This window comes from Hydrogenophaga sp., from assembly GCF_041633695.1.
GTDB lineage: Bacteria > Pseudomonadota > Gammaproteobacteria > Burkholderiales > Burkholderiaceae_C > Hydrogenophaga.
The window spans coordinates 1-21,211 of record NZ_JBFJMY010000020.1; the positions used below are offsets into that span (position 1 = coordinate 1).

A 21,211-nucleotide genomic window follows, 5' to 3' on the forward strand; every position below is an offset into this window, starting at 1 on the left:
AAATATCTGGCCACGGAGGCCAGAACCGGGCGAACCCGCAGTACCTGATACGGCTGTGGGCAAAATACTGAAAGGAAATAAAAATGCGTCACGGACATGGACTCAGAAAACTCAACCGCACCAGCTCGCACCGTTTGGCGATGCTGCGCAACATGATGGTCTCCTTGCTCACGCACGAAACCATCAAAACGACCGTGCCCAAGGCCAAGGAATTGCGCCGCGTGGTCGAACCCATGATCACCTTGGCCAAAGAAGCCACCGTGGCGAACCGCCGCCTGGCATTTGACCGCTTGCGCGACCGCGACGTGGTCGTCAAGCTGTTCAACGAACTGGGCCCGCGCTTCAAAGCCCGTCCAGGTGGCTACACCCGCATTCTGAAAATGGGTTTCCGCGTGGGCGACAATGCACCCATGGCGCTGGTGGAACTGGTTGATCGTGCAGAAGATGCAGCGCCAGCCGCTGAAGACGCAAAAGCGTGATAGAATAATAGGCTTGACGCGCGGTGGAGCAGCCTGGTAGCTCGTTGGGCTCATAACCCAAAGGTCGCAAGTTCAAATCTTGCCCGCGCAACCAATAAAACAGCGTCAACCGCTGACAAAAAAGCCCACTTGATGTGGGCTTTTTTGTGTCTGGTCGTTTCACATCCAGGGCATTTCAGCGCAGTCCGCCAATGTTCGCGTGGCGCTGCAAGCTGCGTCAGGCGCTCAGCTGTTCAGCTGCCACGTTCATCCAAGGGCAGGGTAGCGGTGCTGGTGTGCAGGTGTTGTGTGTCGGCCCAACCCACCAGGCTGAGGCCCTGTGGCGACCACAGCAGACGGTTGATGGCGGTGTTGGGCAGTTCCCAGCTGCGCGGGGCCTGCAAGTCCAGATGGGTGGCGGCGCGGTAAAGGATGTCGAGCACGCCACCGTGCACCGCCAGCAGAATCTGCTCACCGGGGTGCTGGGCCGCGATGTCGCACACAGTGGCGACCACACGTGTCTGCAGTTGGCGCAGCGATTCACCGCCCCCAGGTGCGAAATCGGGCTCGCGTTTGCGCCAGGCCAGTGTTTCGACCGGCCAGCGGAGTTCCAGATCGGTCCAGGTCTGGCCTTCAAATTCTCCGAAATGGCGTTCGCGCAAGCCGTGGAGCGTTTTCACTTGCAGGCCATGGAAGGGGGCCACGATCTGGGCCGTTTCCCGCGCGCGGCTCAGATCGCTGGCATAGGCGGCGGCGATGCTTTCATCGCGCAGGGCCTGGGCCAGTTGGGTGGCTTGCCAGCGGCCGTGGGCATTGAGTTCGATGTCGGTGTGGCCCTGGATCCGGGATTCCCGGTTCCAGGCCGTTTCGCCGTGGCGCACGGCCAGTATGCGGGTCGCGTTCAAAAGCAGTTCCTTGGCTGGGGGTGCCATCTGTCGCACATTTGGCGACAGTTAGCAGCTATCGAGGGGAAAGGGTTGCAAACTGCCATACAGTGAAGCCCTGTGGATACCTATGATCGCATGACGACTCCAAGCACAGCGCTGTCCGAAGACTTTTCGTCGCTGTTTCATTTTTTGCCGATCGGCGCTTACCGCAGCACACCCGACGGTCGCATGCTCAAGGCGAACCCTGCTCTGGTGAGGCTCAATGGCTATGCCAGCGAAGCCGAGCTGATGGGCGCTGTGCACGACATCGCGACCCAGTGGTATCTGGATCCGTCGCGCCGTGCCGAGTTCAAGCGCCTGATCGAGCGCGACGGGCATGTTCAAGGTTTTGTGTCCGAGACCTGCCGCGCCAAGACTGGTGAGCGTCTCTGGGTGCACGAGAACGCCCATGTGATCCGGGACGGACAGGGCCAGGTGCTTTGTTATGAAGGCACGGTCGAAGACATCACCGAGCGCATCCGCGATCAGGAAAATCTGCGCAGGAACGACGAGCAGATGCGTTTGCTCACGTCGCAGATTCCCGGCATGGTGTTCATGGTGCACATCAACACCAGTGGCGAGCGCGAGTACCGTTTTGTGAGTTCGGGCGTGCGCGATATTTATGGTCTGGAGCCCGAGCAGGTGATGGCCGACGGCGGCATTCTCGCGCGGTTCAGGCACCCCGATGACGTGCCCCAGTTGCGCAGCAACCTGGAGCAGATCCGCAGCGGGCATGCTGAGCTGGGCGGGGAGTTCCGCATTGTGTTGCCCGACGGCTCTGTGCGCTGGCTCATGCGCCGTTCAACCACCGCATTTGCTACCGATGACGGCTATTTGCGCGTGGGCATGTTGCTCGACGTGACCGAGCGCAAGCAGACCGAAATGGCCTTGCGCCAAAGCGAGGCTTTGTGGAAACTTGCGCTGGAGAGTGCGGGTGACGGGGTTTGGGACTGGAACCTGCGAACCGGTGAGGAATACTTTTCGAAAGGTATCTTGTCCATGTTCGGCTTTTTGGATGGAGAACTGCAAAACGTGGCCGCAGAACTGGACGGGCGAACCCACCCGGACGACCTGCCCCAGATGGAGGCCGACCGACAGGCCCACTTCGAGGGCCGCGCTGCGGTGTACCGAAACGAGCACCGGGTGCGTTGCAAAGACGGCAGCTGGAAGTGGGTGTTGTCCCGTGGCATGGTGATCGAGCGCGACGAGCACAACCAGCCGGTGCGCATGATCGGCACCCACACCGATGTGACCCAGATCAAACAGGCCGAAGCCCAGCAGCGCCAGCTGGAAGCGCAGTTGCGCGAATCCCAGAAGATGGAGGCGGTGGGCACACTGGCCGGTGGCGTGGCGCACGATTTCAACAACCTGCTGGCAGCGATTCTGGGCAATCTGACGCTGGCGCGCGAGGATGTGGGTGAAGGCCACCCGGCGCAGGAAAGTCTGGCGGAAATCCGCCAGGCATCGATACGGGCGCGCCAACTGGTGCAGCAGATACTGACTTTCAGCCGCCGCCAGACCCTTGCGATGCAGCACCAGTTGTTGAAGCCGCTGGTCGACGATGCGCTCAAGCTCATGCGCTCGTTGCTGCCGGCTGGGGTGCGCCTCAACCTGCGTTTGTCCAGCCAGACCTTGCCGGTCATGGCCGATGCCACGCAAATCCAGCAGGTGCTGATGAATCTGTGCACCAACGCCTGGCAGGCGATGGCCGACAAGCCCGGCGAGATCACGGTGGCTTTGGCCGAGGTGCAGATGGACGCCGCGCTGGCGCTGCAATTGGGTGGGGTCGCCGCCGGTACTTACGCCTGTTTGTCGGTAGCGGACAATGGTGCCGGTATGACCGAGACCACACGCCAACGCATTTTTGAACCTTTCTTCACCACCAAAGAGCCGGGCGCGGGCACCGGCCTTGGGCTGGCGGTGGTGCACGGCATTGTCAAAGCCCATGGGGGCGCCATTGCGGTGGACAGCGCGCCTGGCAAGGGCACGCGCTTCGACGTGTTCATTCCCGTGGCGCCGGCACTTGCAAGCGAGGGCGCCACGGGCGGCGCGAACCCGGCGCCTGCGTCGGCGCAGGCTTTGACCACCGCAACGGCGCAACCGGGTAAACACGTGGTGTATGTCGACGACTACGAAGCGCTGGTGTTTCTGGTCGGCCGTCTGCTGCGCAAGCTCGGTTACCAGGTCCATACCTTTCAATCGGGAGAGTTGGCGATTGAATGGCTGCGCGACTACGAAGGTCCGCTGGACCTGGTGGTGACCGATCAGAACATGCCCGGGCTCACCGGCGTGGAGGTGGCGCAAGCGATGCACGCCCTGCGGCCTGAATTGCGCGTTGCCGTCGTGAGTGGCCATCTGAGCGACAAGCTGCTGGAAGAGGCCAAGGCCGCTGGCGTGTTCGAGGTGATGGCCAAACAAGACAGCATGGAGGCCTTGGGGAATTCCATTAAGGACCTGCTGGAGCGTTCTTGAGCCGTGCGCTGGGGGCGTGCCCGGGTGGCGGCACACAAAAGGGCCGAACGACGAGACGTTAGCGCGGGACTTCGACGTTGATCTGTCGCACGCCTGCGGGCGCCAGCGGAAAGTCCCGCAGCGCCGCCTCGATCATGGCGCCCCAAAGTTCAGGTGCACCGCTCCAGCGACCGTCGTGGGCCGCCCGCGTCTCAAACACCACCTGCCCGCTGCTGGCCTGGCGCACAACCAGAGCGACCTCGCGCTGGTAGTACGGCGCTTGCGGCGGCATGAAATGGGGCATCCAGACGATCTGCCCCTGACCGGTGACCACGTAGTCCCGGCCCGGAAAACCGTCCCAGAATCCGCCCTGCATGCGCCAGGGATCGTCCCAGGGCGCGCGCGGCAGGCGCAGGGTGTTGGCGCTGATCTGCACGGTCCAGTGCGCATTCTGTGGCTTGTCGGGGTCGACCAAGTGCCAGCCCCGCTGGGCCAGGGCGGTGCGTGCCAGCGCATCGAGCGCGTCTTGCAGCTGTCTGGCCGTGCCTTCGTGCTGGGAGGGCAGGCGTTCAAACCGATAATTCTGTGGTGGTTGGGGCGGTTGCGGGGCTTTTGCGGAACCGCTGTCTGGCCACTTGGCAAAACTCTGAACCTGGTTGTCAACCAGGTAGACGCTGGCGCAGCCACCCAGGCCCAGCAGTGCCGCGCCCAACACCAGCGTCAAGCCCCGTTGGGCGGTGTGGCTGGCGAAGCTACCCGGTTTGGCCAATCGTTTGCTCCTGGCTTGGCCGCGGGGGTCAGGCCGCGGTGGCGATGGAAATGACGGGCTTTTTGCCCTCTGACCCACTCGACATGGGCGGTAAGACCACTGCCGTGGGCAAGGGTTCCTCGTCAAAGGCCTTGTCCCCTTGTTCATCGGCCACACCGGTGGCGGCCAGGGTCTCGAAGGGGTGCAGCTTGCGGTCCATCAAATGGCTGGGCACGATGTTTTGCAGCGACGAAAACATGTTCTCCAGCCGTCCGGGAAACTTCTGGTCCCATTCGCGCAGCATATTGCCCACCTGCTTGCGCTGCAGGTTCTCCTGGCTACCGCACAGGGTGCAGGGAATGATGGGGAATTCGCGGATCTCCGCCCAGCGGCTCAGGTCTTTTTCGTTCACATAGGCCATGGGGCGGATCACCACATGCTGGCCATCGTCGCTCACCAGTTTCGCGGGCATGCCCTTGAGCTTGGCGCCGAAAAACATGTTGAGCAGCAGGGTCTGCAGGATGTCGTCGCGGTGGTGGCCCAGTGCGATCTTGGTCGCGCCCAGTTCGCTCGCCACCCGGTACAGAATGCCGCGGCGCAGGCGCGAACACAGGCTGCACATGGTCTTGCCTTCGGGGATCACGCGCTTGACGATGGAGTAGGTGTCCTGGTTCTCGATGTGGAACTTCACACCCAGCCGCGTCAGGTAGGCGGGCAGTATGTGTTCGGGAAAACCGGGCTGTTTCTGGTCCAGGTTCACCACGATCAGCTCGAATTGGATCGGCGCGCGTGCCTGCAGTTTTTGCAGGATGTCGAGCATGCCGTAGCTGTCCTTGCCACCCGAGAGACAGACCATGACCCGGTCGCCTTCTTCGATCATGTTGTAGTCCACGATCGCGCGCCCGACCTCGCGACACAGGCGCTTTTCCAGCTTGTGGTTTTCGTGTTGGATTTTTTCGGTGTTCATGTGCGGGCTTTCTTGCAAGGCCAAGACCAGGGTGCGGGTGGCGTGCAACAGGCGGCGCGCAAAGGCAGCCGCGGTCCGTGAACAGCTTGCAGCGCCTGTTCCGGTCGAAAAATACGGGTTTGGTCTGCAACCGGCAGACCCCAGCCATTGTCGCCGATCCGCGTTCGGTCAAGCGGCCATGGGCATGGGCAGGCGCCGGATCTCTTCGATGTCCTTGGACGGCGGTGCGCCGAACTGGCGCCGGTATTCGCGGCTGAACTGCGACGCGCTTTCATAGCCCACACGGAACGCGGCGGACGACGCGTCCAGGTGTTCGCTCAGCATCAGCCGGCGGGCCTCGGACAAGCGCAGCCGCTTCTGGTACTGCAGCGGGCTCATGGCCGTGAAAGCCTTGAAATGCTGGTGGAAGCTGGAGACGCTCATGCGGGCTTCGCGTGCCAGCGTTTCCACAGGCAAGGTTTGTGCAAAACGGGCGTTGAGACTGGCGATCACGCGCGCCATCTGGTGGCCTTGGCTGTCCACGGAGGCGATGTCGCGCAAGCGCGATCCCGTTTCCCCGGCGAGCAGCCAGTAGTAAATCTCGCGCATCACCAGCGGTGCCAGGGTGGGAAGGTGTTCGGGCTGGTCGAGCAGCGCCAGCAGGCGGTCGAAGGCGTCCAGCAGCGGCAGCGAGACGGTGCCGGTCGCCATGGCCCGGCTGGGTCGGTGCAGGGTGCTGGGCGGCGGCTTGGGCATGTCGAGCACCAAGGTGGAAATTTCGCGCCAATCGAGTCGCAGGGCCACGGCCAGATAGGGGTGCTGCGGGCTCGCTTCCAGAATGGTCGCGGTCACCGGCAAATCCATGGACGCGATCAGGTAGCGTTCGGCGCCGTAAATCAGCGTGTCGCTGCCCAGGGTCACGCGTTTGGATCCTTGCACGATCAGGGCCACGCACGGCTCGTACATGCCGCACATGTTGCCGTAGGGCTGGTCGTTGCGGATCAACATCAGGCCGGGTATTTCCGGCTGTCGGTGCAAGACACCATTGGGTGCGCGCTGCAGGATGCGCTGCGCAAGCGACGCGCGCGCCTTGCTCAAAAGTGGGGAGGGGCTTGGGCCAGACATACCGGTTGGAAGGCGATTCAGAGGTAGGGCCATGGTAACGAGGCTTTGCCGGTTTGTTCGACCACGCTGCAGGATTGGGCAAGCATCTCGCAGCATCGGGCTAACGCGCCCAAAGGCTTCGCCGCGACACTGGCAGCCTTCCGGCGCTTGGTCCACACAGAGCGCCTGCCACGACCCCAACCCCTCTGCGAGAAACCCATGACAAGCCTGCAAGTCAACGGTCGCGACCACCAGCTCGACGTCGACCCCTCCACCCCCGTCCTTTGGGCATTGCGTGACACCCTGGGCCTGACCGGCACCAAGTTCGGCTGCGGTGTCGCCCAGTGCGGCGCCTGCACCGTGCACCTCGATGGTCAAGCCATCCGCTCCTGTGTCACGCCCGTGGCCAGTGCAGAAGGTCGGCGCATCACCACCATCGAGGCCGTCACCGCCGGTGACGACCGCGTGGGGCGCGCCGTGCGCGACGCCTGGGTGCGCCACGACGTCGCCCAGTGCGGCTACTGCCAGAGCGGCCAGATCATGACGGCCACGGCCTACCTCCAATCGCTGCCGCGCGGCACGCAGCCGAGCGCCGCCGACATCGACGCCGCCATGGCCGGCAACATTTGCCGCTGTGGCACCTATGCCCGCATACGCCTCGCCGTGGCCGATGCGGCGCGCGCCCTGGCTTGAACAAGGAACCCACGATGTTGTCCCACGCCATGCACGAACTTCCCCGCGCTTTGCAACACCTGCTGTCCGCTGAAGCGGGCACACCCGCCTTTGCCGAACTGCCGCGCCGCAGCTTTCTCAAGCTGGCCGCCGCCAGCGGTTTTGCCTTGGGGGTGTTCCCCCTGGCGGCGCGCAGCCAAGACGCCGCTGCCGCACTCAAACCGGTGCAACAACCGGGCGCGTTTGTCGCGCTCGCAAGCGACGGCACCGTGACCGTCACCGTCAACCGCTTGGAATTTGGGCAGGGTGTTCAGACCGCCTTGCCCATGATCCTGGCCGAGGAGCTGGACGCCGACTGGGCCTTGGTGCGCAGCCGCCTGGGCACCAACGACCCGGCCTACGCCGACCCGCTCTGGGGCATGCACCTGACCGGTGGCTCCACGGCGATCAAAAACAGTTTCATGCAATACCGCGAGTTGGGCGCACGGGCCCGGGCCATGCTGGTGCAGGCGGCGGCCGTGCGCTGGGGCGTTGACCCGGCCAGTTTGCGCACCCAGGCGGGTGTGGTGCTGGGCGCAGGCGGCCGCCGCCTGGGTTACGGTGAACTGGCCGAGGCCGCCATGGCCTTGCCGGTGCCGCAGAGCGTGCAGCTGAAGGACCCCAAGCAGTTCCGCCTGATCGGGCGCCCCACGACGCGGCTGGACGCGGCCGCCAAGAGCAGCGGGCAGCAGGACTTCGGCATCGACGTGCGGCGCCCCGGGCAGCTGACGGCCGTGATCGCACGGCCGCCGGTTTTTGGCGCCCGATTGCTGTCCATGGACGATGCCGCCGCGCGCGCCGTGAAGGGCGTGAAGGCGGTCTTGCGCGTGCCGCTGGACCGGGGCGCCGAAGGCGTGGCCGTGGTGGCCGACGGCTATTGGCCCGCCCACCAGGCGCGCCTGGCGCTGAAGCTGGCTTGGGATACCGACAAGGTCGAAAAGGTGGACAGCGCCCGCCAGCTGACCCAGTACCGGGAACTGGCGACCCAGCCCGGCCCGCGCCATTTCGACGCCGACATGGCGCCGCTGGCCAGCGCACCCAAGCGCATCGAAGCGGAGTTTGTCTTTCCCTATCTGGCGCATGCGCCCATGGAGCCGCTCAACTGCACGGTCGAGTTGACCGAGCAAGGGGCCACGCTGCGGGTGGGCTCTCAAATGCCCGGGATCGACGGCGCGGCCGCCGCCAAAGTGCTGGGTTTGAAGCCCGAGCAGGTGCAAGTGCTGGTGCAAGTGGCCGGCGGGGGCTTCGGGCGCCGGGCCATTCCGTCCAGCGAATACGTGGTGGAGGCCTGCGCCATCGCCAAAGCCGCGCGCGACGCCGGCCTGCGGGCACCGATCCGCACCCTGTGGAGCCGTGAGGACGACATCCAGGGCGGCTACTACCGACCGATGCATCTGCACCGCGCACAGGTCGGCTTCGACGAAACGGGCCGCGTGCTGGCGTGGGACCACGTGATCGTGGGCCAGTCCATCATGGCCGGCACCTTCTTCGAGGCCAATATGGTCAAGAACGGCGTCGACATCACGGCGGTGGAAGGCATGCGCGCGCCATACCCGTTGCCGATGCGCCTGACCGTGCACCACCCCCAACTCAATGTCCCGGTGCTGTGGTGGCGCAGTGTGGGCAGCACCCACACCGCGTTCGTGATGGAGACCCTGATCGATCAGGTGGCGCGGGCGTCTGGCCAAGACCCGGTGGCCTACCGGATGCGGCTGTTTGGCGACCAGCACCCGCGGCACAAGGCCGCTTTGCAGCTGGCCGTGGACAAGAGTGGCTATGGCAATAAGCCCTTGCCGGCTGGCCGTGCCTGGGGTGTGGCGGTGCACGAGTCCTTCGATTCGGTGGTGGCCTATGTGGTCGAGGCCTCGGTCCAGGACGGCCAGCCCGTGCTGCACAAGGTCACCGGCGGTGTCCATTGCAATCTGGTGATCAACCCGCGCACGGTTGAAGCACAAGTGCAGGGCGCGGTCCTGATGGGTCTTGGCATGTGCTTGCCCGGCGCGGCCATCACGCTGAAGGAGGGCGTGGTCGAGCAGCAGAACTTTGGCGACTACCGGGTCGCGCGCATCACCGAAATGCCGGCGGTTGAAGTGCACACCGTGCCCAGCGCCGAACCGCCCACCGGCATGGGTGAGCCTGGCCTGCCGCCCCTGGCACCGGCGTTTGCCAATGCGATCGCGCACCTGACCGGAAAGCCCGTGCGCGAACTGCCGTTCAAGCTGGCCTGATCCATGGAAGACCTGGACAGCGTGGTGCTGCGCACGGTGCAGGCCTGGCACGCGGCGGGTCTGCCGGTCGTGCTCGTGACCGTGGCCCGGACCTGGGGCTCCTCCCCCAGGCCGCCGGGGTCCTTGATGGCCATCAACGGGCAGGGCGCCACGGTGGGCTCGGTCTCCGGGGGGTGCATCGAAGACGACCTCATCCAGCGCATCCGCGCGGGCGGGGTGGACGCGGTGTGCGCCAGCCCCACCCCCACCACGCTGCGCTACGGCATTTCGGCCGACCAGGCCCACCGTTTCGGTTTGCCCTGTGGCGGCACGGTGGAGCTGGTGCTGGAACCCGTCTCGTCCCGCAGCGGTCTGGCCGAACTGCTGGACGCGTGCCAGCACAGGCGCAGCACCGAGCGCCTGCTGGACCTGGGCACGGGCGCGGTGACCCTGCGGCCCGGTCGGCGCGATGGCCTGCCCCTGTTGACCGAGACCCAGCTCACCACGCACTTCGGGCCCAGGCACCGGCTCATCGTCATCGGCGCAGGCGACCTTTCGCATTTCCTCTGCCAGATGGCGCTGAGCTTGAATTTTGAAGTGGTGGTCTGCGATCCGCGCCCGGAGCACAGCGCGGCCTGGCGGCTCGACGGCGTGGTGCTGAGCCGGGAGATGCCCGACGACCTGATCCTGCGGCTACAACCCGACGCCCGCACCGCCGTGGTGGCCGTGACGCACGACCCCAAACTCGACGATCTGGCGCTGATCGACGCGCTGCAATCCGAGGCCTTTTACGTGGGCGCCATCGGCTCGCGCCGGCATTCGGAGCTGCGCCGGGATCGCTTGCGCGAGCACTTCGACCTCAGCGAGCCGGCGGTGCAGGCGCTCCATGGGCCGGCGGGTCTTTACATCGGGAGCAAGACACCGGCCGAAATCGCCTTGTCGATCATGGCCGAGGTGGTGGCGGTGAAAAACGGTATCGAACGCCCGGGAACACAGTCCGTCGCCAGCGGCAAGGCCTGGCTGGAAGACGGAGCCGATGCGGCTTGGAAGCTGCCGCCCATTTGTGTGCTGCCCTGAGCGCGTGCCCTGCCCGGCACGGGATGTGTCGACGGACTTACCAGTCGCCGCTTTCCATGCGGATCGCAACTTCACAGTCCTGAAAAATTTCAAGCTTGGCGATCTTCACCCGCACGCCCGTCACACCGGGCAACTGCATCAGGCGGCGCGTGAGCTTGCCGATCAGGCTCTCCAGCAGGTTGACGTGCTCGGCGGTGCATTCGTCGATGATGATTTGCCGCACCTTGCGGTAGTCCAGCACGTGGTTGATGTCGTCGTCGTGCGGCAGCAAGGGTTGCTTGCCCTGGTTGAGCTCGGCGTCCACGCGGATCGGCTGCGGCGCGGTTTTTTCGGAATCCAGAATGCCCAGGTTGGCGTTGAAGCGCAAGCCGGTCAGGGCCAGGATCTGGGTGCCGCTATCGGTCGTCGGTGTGTGGGACATGGGGTGCGCGGCGGGCCGCCTACATCAGGGAGAAATCGCGCTCGAAGCGCATGAGGTGCTGGCCACCGTCCACCAGCAAGGTGGTGCCGGTGATGGAGCGGTTGTCCAGCGCGAAACCCACCGTGGCGGCCACGTCTTGTGGTGTCGAAGAGCGCCCCAGCGGAGCGGCCTGGTGCAACTGGGCGAATTTTTCGTCGCTCAGCAAATGGCTCGTCAAGGTGAGGCCGGGCGCCACGCCCACCACCCGCACACGCGGCGCCAGCGCCAGCGCCAGCATGGTGTTGGCGGCTTCCAGCGCGGCCTTGGACAAGGTGTAGCTGAAAAAGTCCGGGTTCAGGTTCCAGAGTTTCTGGTCCAGCAGGTTCACCACCGCGCCTTCGCGGTCTTCGGCCTGCACATGCGCGTGCAGCGCCTGCGCCAGCAACACGGCGGCGCCGGTGTTGCTGCGCATGTGCGTCTCCAGCGCGGCGAAGCCAAAGCCGTGGGCATCGTCGTGTTCAAAGGTGGAGGCGCTGTTGACCACCGCGTCCACCCGCGCAAAGTGCGCGATCACGGCGGGCAGCAGGGCTTTCACGTCGGCCTCCATGCCCAGGTCGGCGTAAAACGGCTGGGCGCTGCCGGTGCGGCCAGACAGCGCGTCGCAATCGGCGGCGGTCTGGCGGGCCTCTGCGGCCGAGTGCCTGTGGTGCACCGCGATGTTCCAGCCGGCACGCACCAGATGCAGCGCGATCTCACGCCCCAGGCGCTTGCCCGCACCCGTGACCAGCGCGGTGCGCATTGCGGGCTGGACGGGGCTGGGGGTGCTGGGCATTGGGCGACAATCCGGGGGTGAACACAGAAGCGACTAGTTTAACGACGGCCTTGCGCCAAAGGGTGGACGCGGCCATCGAGGCAGCGGGTGGCTGGCTGCCGTTCGACCGCTTCATGGCCATGGCGCTGTACGAACCCGGTCTGGGTTATTACGCCAACCACTCGGCCAAATTCGGCCACCTGCCCGCGGGCCAGGGCGGTGGCGGCAGCGACTTTGTGACCGCGCCCGAACTCACGCCCTTGTTCGGCCGCACGCTGGCCTTGCAAATAGCGCAGGCCCTGCAAGCCACCGGCACCGACGAAATCTGGGAGTTCGGTGCCGGCACCGGTGCGCTGGCCCTGCAGGTGCTGGACGCGTTGGCGGGCATGGGCGTGGCGATCAAGCGCTACACCATCGTCGACTTGTCGGGCAGCCTGCGCGAACGCCAACGCACCACGCTGGCGGCGCACGGCGACACCGTGCAGTGGGCGCAAACCTTGCCAGACAGCCTGAACGGTGTGGTGCTGGGCAACGAGGTGCTGGACGCCATGCCCGTGCAGCTGCTGGCGCGGGTGGGCGGTGTGTGGCACGAGCGCGGCGTGGTGCTGGACGGCGCGGGCGAGCTGGCCTTTGGCGATACGCCCACCGCGCTGCGCCCGCCGGTGGAGGTGCCGGGCGGGCACGACTACCTGTGCGAAATCCACCCCCAAGGCGAGGCGTTCGTGCGCACGCTGGCCGAGCGCTGGACGCGGGGCGCGGCCTTCTTCATCGACTACGGCTTCCCCGAGGCGGAGTACTACCACCCGCAGCGCCACATGGGCACGCTGATGTGCCACCGCGCCCACCAGAGCGACAGCAACCCGCTGCTGGCGCTGGGCGAAAAAGACATCACCGCGCATGTGAACTTCACCGGCGTGGCGCTGGCGGCGCAGCAGGCTGGCCTGGAGGTGCTGGGCTACGCCAGCCAGGGGCGGTTTCTCATCAACTGCGGCCTGATCGACCTCGCCACCGCCGCCAGTGCCCGCGACAACGCGCTGATGCAAAAGCTGGTGAACGAACACGAGATGGGCGAACTGTTCAAAGTGCTGGCCTTGGCTCCGGCGGCGGGTGCCGCCGACTGGGTGCCGCTGGGTTTTGCGCACGGCGACCGCACCCACAGCTTATGAAACAGCCCCGCCGCGCTGGGCGCGACCCTCTTTTCACCTCGGCCTGAACACACATGCTCCGCTGGATGATCGTCATTTTCCTGGCGCTGGTGCTCATCAGCTGGCTCTCGCCCATGCTGAGCCGGCTGGGCTTGGGCCGCCTGCCGGGCGATCTGCGCTTTCGGGCCTTTGGGCGCGAATGGTATTTGCCCGTCACCACCACCGTGGTGCTCAGTTTTGCGGCGAGCCTGATCGGCTACCTGATTTGACCACCGGGTCCGGCGTCCATAACCCGTTGGGCGTCTTGAAATAGGGCGCTTGGCGCCCAGCTGTTGTGCCTGTCCCGTATTCGGAGCCGCCCATGTCCGCCCCCGCCTTGCACATTGTTTGCCCACATTGCCACACGACCAACCGCGTGGCGGGCGCCGACCTGGGGGCGGCCCCCGATTGCGGCAAATGCCACCAGCCCCTCTTCACCGGCCAGCCCGCCGAGCTGGACCAAGCCGCGTTTGAAAAGCAGGTCGCGCGCTCGCAAATACCAGTGCTGGTGGACTTCTGGGCGCCCTGGTGCGGTCCTTGCCGTGCCATGGCTCCAGCCTACGCCCAGGCCGCAGCGCAGCTGGAGCCCCAGATGCGGGTGGTGAAGGTGAACACCGAACAGGCCCAGAGCCTGGCGACCCGCTTGCAGCTCCGCAGCATTCCCACACTGGCCCTGTTTCTGGGCGGGCGCGAGCTGGCGCGCCAGCCCGGTGCCATGGGGGCGGCCGACATCGTGCGTTGGGCGCAGGCGCACCGGCCGGCGGTGGGCTGAACGCCGCGCCAGCGAACCTGGGGACTCCCCGGATGTAACCAAGTTACATGCCGGGCATAATCTTCAAGCCCTTGCAAGGCGTTGAATTGGCGGCGTCTGGTGCAGTTTGTGGGCCCCAACCATGTCAAACCAGATCCCTGCCACCGCCAGCGCCCGCCTGCTGGCCGATGTGGGCGGCACCAACGCCCGTTTTGCCTGGGCCGCCGGACCCGGTGCCCCCATCACCGATGTGCGGGTGCTGCCCTGCGCCGATCACGCCCGCTTGCAAGACGCCATCCGCGTCTACCTCGATGGTCTGGGCCGTGGTGTGCCCGAGCTGGTGGCGATAGCGATCGCCAACCCGATCACCGGCGATCAGGTGCGCATGACCAACCACGTCTGGCAGTTCTCCCAAACCGCCGTGAAAGCCGAATTTGGTTTCAAGCACTGGCGGCTGCTCAACGATTTCACCGCCCTGGCCCTGGCCCTGCCCGATTTGTCCGCCCACGAACTGCGCCAGGTGGGCGGCGGGGTGGCCGAGCCCGGTGTGGCCATGGGGCTGGTGGGTGCGGGTACCGGCTTGGGCGTGTCGGGCCTGATCCCCGACGGTCGCGGTGGCTGGGCGCCGCTGGAAGGCGAGGGTGGCCACGTCACCCTACCGGCGGCCTCGGCGCGCGAGCGCCTGGTGATGGACGGATTGGTGCGGCGCTACGGCCACGCCTCGGCCGAGCGGGTCGCCAGCGGGCAAGGCTTGGTCGACACCTGCGCCATCTTGTGCGAAGCCGATGGGGTGGCCGCGCATGGGCTGGAGAGCGCGGGTGAGGTGAGCGAAGCCGGTCTGAGCGCGGGCCACCCGCAGGCCTTGGAGGCCTTGTCGATTTTCTGCGCCACCCTGGGTTCGGTGGCCGGCAATCTGGCGCTCACGCTCGGCGCTCGGGGCGGCGTGTACGTGGGCGGTGGCATCGTGCCCCGGCTGGGCGGCTGGTTCGACCAATCCCCGTTCCGCGCCCGGTTCGAGGAAAAAGGGCGTTTCAAGGCCTTTTTGTCGGCGGTTCCCGTCTGGGTCATCACGGCGCAGCAGTCGCCCGCGCTCATGGGCGCGGCCCGCGCGCTCGAACACATCCGCTGAAGTTTTTGCCCTTTCTCCGGGTTTTACCCGATGGTCGTGGTCATTAATTAATGAAATATTAATGACCGCGGACGGCATGGTGCCAGTCCGGCTGGAACTCCGCTGTCGACCCCTGGGTCCGTGGCAACTACTTTTTTGGAGACATGATGTTGAAACTCTCGAAACTCGCTACCGCCGTCGCTTTGGTGGTGGCCGCAGGTGCCGCCACCGCAGGTGAGGTGGAAGTGCTGCACTGGTGGACGTCGGGCGGTGAAGCCAAGTCGGTGGGTGAACTCAAGAAAATCATGGAGGCCAAGGGCCACACCTGGAAAGACTTTGCCGTCGCCGGTGGGGGTGGTGACGCCGCCATGACCGTGCTCAAGAGCCGCGTGGTCGCGGGCAACCCGCCCGCCGCTGCACAGATCAAAGGCCCCGCCATCCAGGAGTGGGCGCGCGAAGGCGTGCTGGCCAACCTCGACGCCACCGCCAAGGCCGAAAAGTGGGACAGCCTGCTGCCCAAGGGCGTGGCCGATGTGATGAAGTACAAGGGCAACTACGTGGCCGCGCCGGTGAACGTGCACCGGGTGAACTGGATGTGGGCCAACGCCGAGGTGCTGAAAAAAGCCGGCGTCACCGGCACGCCCAAGACCTGGGACGAGTTTTTTGCCGCTGCCGACAAGGTCAAGAAAGCCGGTCTGATCGCGGTCGCCCACGGTGGCCAGAACTGGCAAGACTTCACCACCTTTGAAGACGTGGTGCTGGGTGTGGGTGGTGCCAAGTTCTACCAGGACGCTCTGGTCAAGCTGGACCAGAAAGCGCTGAACAGCGCCACCATGACGAAATCGCTGGAGACCTTCCGCAAGATCAAAGGCTATACCGACGCGGCCGCTCCAGGGCGCGACTGGAACCTGGCCACGGCCATGGTGATCGACGGCAAGGCCGCGTTCCAGTTCATGGGCGACTGGGCCAAGGGCGAATTCACCGCCGCTGGCAAGGTGCCGGGCAAGGATTACATCTGCGCCGCCGCACCCGGCACCGGCTCGGCCTACACCTTCAACGTGGACTCGTTTGCCATGTTCAAGCTGAAGGACGCCACGGCACAAAAGGCCCAGGCCGATCTGGCCGCCTCCATCACGGGCACGCAGTTCCAGGAAGTCTTCAACCTGAACAAGGGCTCGATCCCGGTGCGTCTGGGCATGGACATGAGCAAGTTCGACGACTGCGCCAAAGCTTCGACCAAGGACTTCGTCGCCACCTCCAAGAGCGGTGGTCTGGTGCCCTCGGTGGCGCACGGCATGGCCGTCAGCCCAGCGGCTGAAGGTGCGATCAAGGACGCCGTCAGCCAGTTCTGGAACGACGACAAGATCTCGGTCGCCGATGGTGTGAAGAGCATCGCCAAGGCCGCTGCCACCAAGTAAGCGCGGCGCTTGCCGGCTTGCGGAATAACCCCGTCCCGATGGATGGGGTTATTTTTAGGTCACCTATGAAAACCGTTGAAAACATACTTCCCAAACTGGTGATCGCGCCGGGCTTTGTGCTCGGCTTCGCCTTTATTTACGGCTTCATGATCTGGAACGGGGTGCTCTCGGTCACCGGTTCGCGCATGTTGCCGAACTACGAAAATTTTGTGGGCCTGGAGCAATACGTCGAGCTCTGGGGCATGGACCGCTGGTACGTGGCGCTGACGAACCTGGGCATCTTCAGCTTTCTCTACGTGGGTGGGTCCATGGTGCTGGGCATGTTGCTGGCCATTTTTCTGGACCAGAAGGTGCGCGCCGAAGGCTGGTTGCGCACCGTGTACCTGTACCCCATGGCGCTGTCGTTCATCGTGACCGGCACGGCCTGGAAATGGATTCTGAACCCCAGCCTGGGGCTGGAAAAACTCATGCACGACCTGGGCTGGAGCAGCTTCGGTTTTGACTGGCTGGTGCAGTCCGACATGGCGATCTACTGCGTGGTGATCGCGGGCATCTGGCAGTCGGCCGGTTTTGCCATGGCCTTGTTCCTGGCCGGTTTGCGCGGCATCGACGACAGCATCATCAAGGCGGCCCAGATCGACGGCGCTTCGCTGCCGCTGATCTACTGGCGCATCATCCTGCCGATTCTGCGGCCGGTGGTGTTCTCCACCGTGCTGGTGCTGTCGCACCTGTCCATCAAGAGCTTCGACCTGGTGATGGCGTTGACCAACGGCGGTCCGGGTTACGCCACCGATGTGCCCGCCACCTTCATGTACGTGATGAGCTTCACCCGGGGCCAGATCGGCCTGGGCGCGGCCAGCGCCACCATGATGCTGGCCACCGTGGCCGCCCTGGTGGTTCCCTATCTTTACAGCGAACTCCGCACCAAAGCCCATGAACACTGATAGCGCCCCCCCTGCGCCGCCTCGCGTCTTCCCCTCGATAGGGGGACGCACCCAGTGGCCGGGCAAAGCCCGTTCCACGGGTGCTCTGGATCCAACCCTTCTCTGCGGAAGCTTCATATGACCGCCAAACCTTTTTCTTTCGGGCGCGTCATCGTCTACGGCGTGCTGCTGGTTGCCGCTTTCTTCTTCCTCGCACCCCTGTACGTGATGGTCGTGACCTCGCTCAAGGACGCCGAAGAAATCCGCACCGGCAACCTGCTGAGCCTGCCGGGATCGATCAACTTCGAGGCCTGGAGCCTGGCCTGGTCGTCCGCCTGTACCGGCGTGGACTGCCGCGGTCTGCAACCCTATTTCATGAACTCGGTGATCATGGCCGTGCCCGCCGTGCTGTTCTCCACCGCCTGGGGCGCCCTCAACGGCTATGTGCTGAGCATGTGGAAGTTCAGGGGCAGCGAAGTGCTGTTCGGCTTTCTGCTGTTCGGTGTCTTCATGCCGTTCCAGGTCGTGCTCTTGCCCATGAGCCAGGTGCTGGGTTATCTGGGGCTGTCGAGCTCCATCGTCGGTCTGATCCTGGTGCACTGCCTGGCGGGCATGGCCGGTACCACGCTGTTCTTCCGCAACTACTACACCGCCATTCCGCGCGAACTGGTGAACGCGGCACGCATCGACGGCGCGGGCTTCTTCCGCATCTTCTGGCGCATCGTGATACCCATGTCCACGCCGATTCTCATGGTCACCCTGATCTGGCAGTTCACCAACATCTGGAACGACTTTCTGTTTGGCGTGGCCTTCAGCGGCGCAGACAGCAAACCGGTCACGGTGGGCCTGAACAACATGGCCAACACCACCAGCAGCGTCAAGAGCTACAACGTCGACATGGCGGCCGCGATCATCGCCGGTCTGCCCACCATGCTGGTCTATGTGCTGGCGGGTCAATATTTTGTGAAAGGTCTCACGGCAGGCGCCGTGAAGGGGTAATCAGCATGGCTTCTTCTGTACACATCGCGGGCATCCGCAAGGTTTTTGGCAAGGGCGCAAAAGCCGTCGAAGTGCTCAAGCGCATCGACATCGAGGTCGCACCCGGCGAGTTCCTGATCCTGGTCGGCCCCTCGGGCTGTGGCAAGTCCACCTTGCTCAACATCATTGCCGGTCTGGAAGAACCGTCCGAAGGTGAGCTGCGCATCGGGCAAAAGAATGTGATCGGCGTGGCACCGGCCCAGCGCGACATCGCCATGGTGTTCCAGAGCTATGCGCTCTACCCGACCATGACCGTGGCCGACAACATCGGCTTTGCGCTGGAGATGCGCAAAGTGCCCCTGGAAGCGCGCAAGAAGCGCATACAGGAAGTGGCGGTGATGCTGCAGATCGAGCACCTGCTGGACCGCCGCCCGGCCCAGCTCTCGGGTGGCCAGCGCCAGCGCGTCGCCATGGGCCGCGCCCTGGCGCGCGACCCGCAGCTGTTCCTGTTCGACGAGCCGCTGTCCAACCTCGATGCCAAGTTGCGGGTCGAGATGCGCGCCGAGATCAAGCGCCTGCACCAGCTCAGCGGCATCACCACGGTGTATGTGACGCACGACCAGATCGAAGCCATGACACTGGGTAGCCGCATCGCGGTGATGAAAGGCGGCGTGCTGCAACAGATCGGCACGCCCGACGAAATCTACCGCCGCCCGGCCAACACCTATGTGGCGGGTTTCATCGGTTCGCCCACCATGAACTTCATCGACGGCAAGGTGCAGGGCCAGGGTGAACAAGGACGCTTTGTGTTCGCCGGTGGCGCACTCGATCTGCCTTGTCCCGATGCCACCGAGCTGACCCTGGGCCAGCGCCCCGAACACATCCACCTGAGCGACGACGCGCCCTGGCGCGGCGAGGTGGTGCTGGTCGAGCCCACCGGCGCCGACACCTATGTGGTGCTGAAAACCGAGGTCGGTTTGATCACGGTGCGGGCCGCCGCCAACACCAAAACCCAGCTGGGCGAGCGCGTGGGCATGACGGTGAGCGGCCGCCACAACAACTGGTTCGACAAGAGCACCGGCGTGCGGGTGGGCTGACCGAGACCCGGCCAGACCGGGCGTTCAGGCCTCGCTCAATGGGTTCAAGGGGCTCGAGGCGCTCATGGCGCTCAAGGCCACCGGCTTTTCCTGGTGGCCGACCATGGGCAGCACCAGTTCGATGCACAAGCCCTGCGGGCTGCGGCGGGTGACCCGGGCCTGCCCGCCGTGGCGGTGGGCGATCTCCTGCACGATGGCCAGCCCCAGGCCGCAGCCGCCGGGCCGGGTGCTGGCGCGCCAGAAGCGCTGGAACACATGGGTGAGTTCGTCCGGGCTGAGGCCGGGGCCGTTGTCTTCCACCACCAGGTGCGCGGCCTGTGCCGCGCCCCAGACGCGGACCGTGAGCGTGCAGCCGCGCTCGGTGTAGCGCAGGGCGTTGTCGATCAGGTTGGCCATGGCTTCGCGCAGTTGCAGCTCGTCGCCATCGATCACCAGATGCTCTTCGCCTTCAAAGCCCAGATCGATGCCGGCGCTGATCGCGCGCGGTGTCCATTCGCGCGCCACGTCGCGCGCCAGCGAGGCCAGATCCAGCTGCTGCAGGCGCACCTGGGATTCGCTGCGGGCCAGGGTCAGCAACTGGTGCACCAGGTGGGCGCTGCGCTCGGCGCCGGTCAAGACCTTGTTCAGGCGCAGCTTCAGCGGCGGGTCGCTGGTTTCCTGCTGCGCCAGTTCGGCCTGGCAGATCAACCCGGCCAGTGGCGTGCGCAACTGGTGCGCCGCGTCGTTGAGAAAACGCTTTTCCTGGTGCACGCTGCGCGCCACCTCGTCGAGCAAGCCGTTGATGGCTTCCACCAGCGCATGGACTTCGCTCGGCGCTTGTGTGGTGCCGATGGGCGATAGCGCATTGACCGAGCGGTGCTCCAGCTGGGCCGTGAGGCGCGTGAGCGGCGCAAGCCCCCGCCGTATGCCGCCGTACACCAGCAGGCTGAGCAGCACGCCCAGGGCCAGCAGTGGCGCCAGCATGTCGGCCACCAGTTCGCGCGCAATGCGCTGCTGCACCGCAAAGCTCTTGCCCACCTGCACCCGCAGCGTCTGGGGTGCATCGGCTTCGCCGTAGCTCAAGTCCAGCGCCACGATGCGCTGCGGCTTGCCTTCCACCATGGCCCGGTAGAGCAGGGGTTCACCGGTGCGCAAGGGGCCTTCTTTGGGCTGCGGCAGTTGTTCGTTGCCGAGCAAAAATTGGCCCGGCGGCGACGACACCATGTAGCTCACCCGGTCCTTGGGGTCTTGCTCCAGCACGTCTTGCGCGGCCCGGGGGAAATCGACCAGCAGACCCGAGCCCACCGGCTTGACCTGGCGCGACAGCGCGCGCACCGACTGGGTGAGCGACTGGTCGATGCCTTTTTCGGCGTAGCTCAGGGCGATGCGGTAGGCCAGCAGACCACCACCGGCCCACAACACCAGCTGCGGCAGCAACAGCCACAGCAGCAGTTGGCGGCGCAGAGACAAGGTGGGTGGATGGGGCATGGCGCGGGGCCGGTTCAATCGCTGGCGAGTTCCAGCATATAGCCCAGTCCCCGTATGTTGCGGATGTTCAGACCCGGGTTGCCCAGCTTGCGCCGCAGCCGGTGCACATACACCTCCAGCGCGGTGGACGCCACGCCACCGCTTTCACCGGTTTCTGCCTGCCACGCCGCCAGCACGTCTTCGCGGCTCACCACATGGCCTTGGCGGCGCAGCAGCAGGTCCAGCAACACCCATTCGCGCTGCGTGAGTTCCACCACTTCGTCGCCGAGCCAGGCGCGGGGCAGTTGGGGGTCGAGCCGCAGCAGCGGTGTGCTGTCGCCCACCCGGGTGGCACTGGCCTGCCCAAAGGCGGGTAGGCTGGCGCGGCGCAGCATGGCCTGCAGGCGGGCTTGCAATTCGTCCCGGTTGAAGGGTTTGGTGAGGTAGTCGTCGGCCCCCGCATTGAG

At 65.3% G+C, this 21,211-nt stretch carries 21 protein-coding genes and 1 tRNA gene; 14 read left to right on the top strand and 8 right to left on the bottom strand.

Features of this window, described 5'->3' with window-relative positions:
* Window positions 1-83 precede the first annotated feature (83 nt).
* On the top strand, window positions 84-479 hold the full coding sequence (gene rplQ / locus ABYB95_RS02355) for a 50S ribosomal protein L17 (protein ID WP_372656823.1): 396 nt from the start codon (window positions 84-86) through the stop codon (window positions 477-479).
* 17 nt (window positions 480-496) lie between these two features.
* Window positions 497-573: transfer RNA gene (locus tag ABYB95_RS02360), tRNA-Met, on the top strand.
* A gap of 139 nt (window positions 574-712) precedes the next feature.
* On the opposite strand, the gene ABYB95_RS02365 is transcribed toward ABYB95_RS02360, so the two are convergent.
* A complete protein-coding gene (locus tag ABYB95_RS02365; protein ID WP_372656824.1) occupies window positions 713-1,363 on the bottom strand; it encodes a histidine phosphatase family protein in 651 nt (216 codons plus the stop codon).
* Window positions 1,364-1,480: 117 nt separating this feature from the next.
* Here ABYB95_RS02365 and ABYB95_RS02370 point away from each other — a divergent pair, with 117 nt between their 5' ends.
* Complete coding sequence (locus ABYB95_RS02370) at window positions 1,481-3,856, top strand: PAS domain-containing protein (protein WP_372656825.1); 2,376 nt, start codon at window positions 1,481-1,483, stop codon at window positions 3,854-3,856.
* A gap of 58 nt (window positions 3,857-3,914) precedes the next feature.
* Here the strand turns inward: ABYB95_RS02370 and ABYB95_RS02375 are convergent, their stop codons facing one another.
* The 3 genes from ABYB95_RS02375 to ABYB95_RS02385 form a co-directional block, all read right to left on the bottom strand.
* Entirely contained in the window at window positions 3,915-4,604 is a 690-nt protein-coding gene (locus ABYB95_RS02375; RefSeq protein ID WP_372656826.1) for a DUF4136 domain-containing protein, read from the bottom strand.
* A gap of 28 nt (window positions 4,605-4,632) precedes the next feature.
* Window positions 4,633-5,550 (bottom strand): tRNA 2-thiocytidine(32) synthetase TtcA, encoded by a 918-nt coding sequence (ttcA, locus tag ABYB95_RS02380; RefSeq protein WP_372656827.1) that lies wholly within the window; start codon window positions 5,548-5,550, stop codon window positions 4,633-4,635.
* 168 nt (window positions 5,551-5,718) lie between these two features.
* Window positions 5,719-6,627 (bottom strand): AraC family transcriptional regulator N-terminal domain-containing protein, encoded by a 909-nt coding sequence (locus ABYB95_RS02385; protein WP_372656828.1) that lies wholly within the window; start codon window positions 6,625-6,627, stop codon window positions 5,719-5,721.
* A 225-nt stretch (window positions 6,628-6,852) separates the two neighbouring features.
* Between ABYB95_RS02385 and ABYB95_RS02390 the strand changes: the two genes are divergently transcribed.
* Genes ABYB95_RS02390 through ABYB95_RS02400 form a run of 3 tightly spaced genes read left to right on the top strand, consistent with a single transcriptional unit; the run spans window position 6,853 to window position 10,628 of the window.
* Window positions 6,853-7,326, top strand: a complete 474-nt coding sequence (locus ABYB95_RS02390) for a (2Fe-2S)-binding protein (RefSeq protein ID WP_372656829.1) — start codon at window positions 6,853-6,855, stop codon at window positions 7,324-7,326.
* Window positions 7,327-7,340: 14 nt separating this feature from the next.
* A complete protein-coding gene (locus ABYB95_RS02395) occupies window positions 7,341-9,572 on the top strand; it encodes a molybdopterin cofactor-binding domain-containing protein (protein WP_372656830.1) in 2,232 nt (743 codons plus the stop codon).
* Window positions 9,573-9,575: 3 nt separating this feature from the next.
* A complete protein-coding gene (locus ABYB95_RS02400; RefSeq protein WP_372656831.1) occupies window positions 9,576-10,628 on the top strand; it encodes an XdhC family protein in 1,053 nt (350 codons plus the stop codon).
* Window positions 10,629-10,665: 37 nt separating this feature from the next.
* Here ABYB95_RS02400 and ABYB95_RS02405 read toward each other — a convergent pair whose 3' ends face one another.
* Window positions 10,666-11,049, bottom strand: coding sequence for a dihydroneopterin aldolase (locus tag ABYB95_RS02405; protein ID WP_372656832.1), 384 nt, complete (start codon window positions 11,047-11,049; stop codon window positions 10,666-10,668).
* A 19-nt stretch (window positions 11,050-11,068) separates the two neighbouring features.
* Window positions 11,069-11,860: an SDR family oxidoreductase gene (locus ABYB95_RS02410; RefSeq protein ID WP_372656833.1), complete on the bottom strand. Its 792-nt coding sequence runs from the start codon at window positions 11,858-11,860 to the stop codon at window positions 11,069-11,071.
* 50 nt (window positions 11,861-11,910) lie between these two features.
* On the opposite strand from ABYB95_RS02410, the gene ABYB95_RS02415 reads away from it, so the two are divergent.
* From ABYB95_RS02415 to ABYB95_RS02450, 8 genes are all read left to right on the top strand, one after another.
* Entirely contained in the window at window positions 11,911-13,005 is a 1,095-nt protein-coding gene (locus ABYB95_RS02415) for a class I SAM-dependent methyltransferase (protein WP_372656834.1), read from the top strand.
* Between the two features lie 53 nt (window positions 13,006-13,058).
* Window positions 13,059-13,253, top strand: a complete 195-nt coding sequence (locus ABYB95_RS02420; protein ID WP_372656835.1) for a DUF2905 domain-containing protein — start codon at window positions 13,059-13,061, stop codon at window positions 13,251-13,253.
* Between the two features lie 92 nt (window positions 13,254-13,345).
* Window positions 13,346-13,795 carry a thioredoxin TrxC gene (gene trxC, locus ABYB95_RS02425; protein WP_372656836.1) on the top strand — a complete coding sequence of 150 codons (450 nt, stop codon included), beginning with the start codon at window positions 13,346-13,348 and terminating at the stop codon, window positions 13,793-13,795.
* A 121-nt stretch (window positions 13,796-13,916) separates the two neighbouring features.
* Entirely contained in the window at window positions 13,917-14,903 is a 987-nt protein-coding gene (gene glk / locus ABYB95_RS02430) for a glucokinase (protein ID WP_372656837.1), read from the top strand.
* Between the two features lie 146 nt (window positions 14,904-15,049).
* Window positions 15,050-16,300 carry an ABC transporter substrate-binding protein gene (locus ABYB95_RS02435; protein WP_372656838.1) on the top strand — a complete coding sequence of 417 codons (1,251 nt, stop codon included), beginning with the start codon at window positions 15,050-15,052 and terminating at the stop codon, window positions 16,298-16,300.
* 65 nt (window positions 16,301-16,365) lie between these two features.
* Window positions 16,366-17,244 (top strand): carbohydrate ABC transporter permease, encoded by an 879-nt coding sequence (locus ABYB95_RS02440; protein WP_372656839.1) that lies wholly within the window; start codon window positions 16,366-16,368, stop codon window positions 17,242-17,244.
* A gap of 117 nt (window positions 17,245-17,361) precedes the next feature.
* On the top strand, window positions 17,362-18,222 hold the full coding sequence (locus tag ABYB95_RS02445) for a carbohydrate ABC transporter permease (protein WP_372656840.1): 861 nt from the start codon (window positions 17,362-17,364) through the stop codon (window positions 18,220-18,222).
* A gap of 5 nt (window positions 18,223-18,227) precedes the next feature.
* A complete protein-coding gene (locus ABYB95_RS02450) occupies window positions 18,228-19,298 on the top strand; it encodes an ABC transporter ATP-binding protein (RefSeq protein WP_372656841.1) in 1,071 nt (356 codons plus the stop codon).
* A gap of 24 nt (window positions 19,299-19,322) precedes the next feature.
* Here the strand turns inward: ABYB95_RS02450 and ABYB95_RS02455 are convergent, their stop codons facing one another.
* Window positions 19,323-20,765 (bottom strand): sensor histidine kinase, encoded by a 1,443-nt coding sequence (locus ABYB95_RS02455; protein WP_372656842.1) that lies wholly within the window; start codon window positions 20,763-20,765, stop codon window positions 19,323-19,325.
* A 14-nt stretch (window positions 20,766-20,779) separates the two neighbouring features.
* On the bottom strand, window positions 20,780-21,211 hold a 432-nt coding region (locus tag ABYB95_RS02460; RefSeq protein WP_372656843.1), incomplete at its 5' end, for a winged helix-turn-helix domain-containing protein.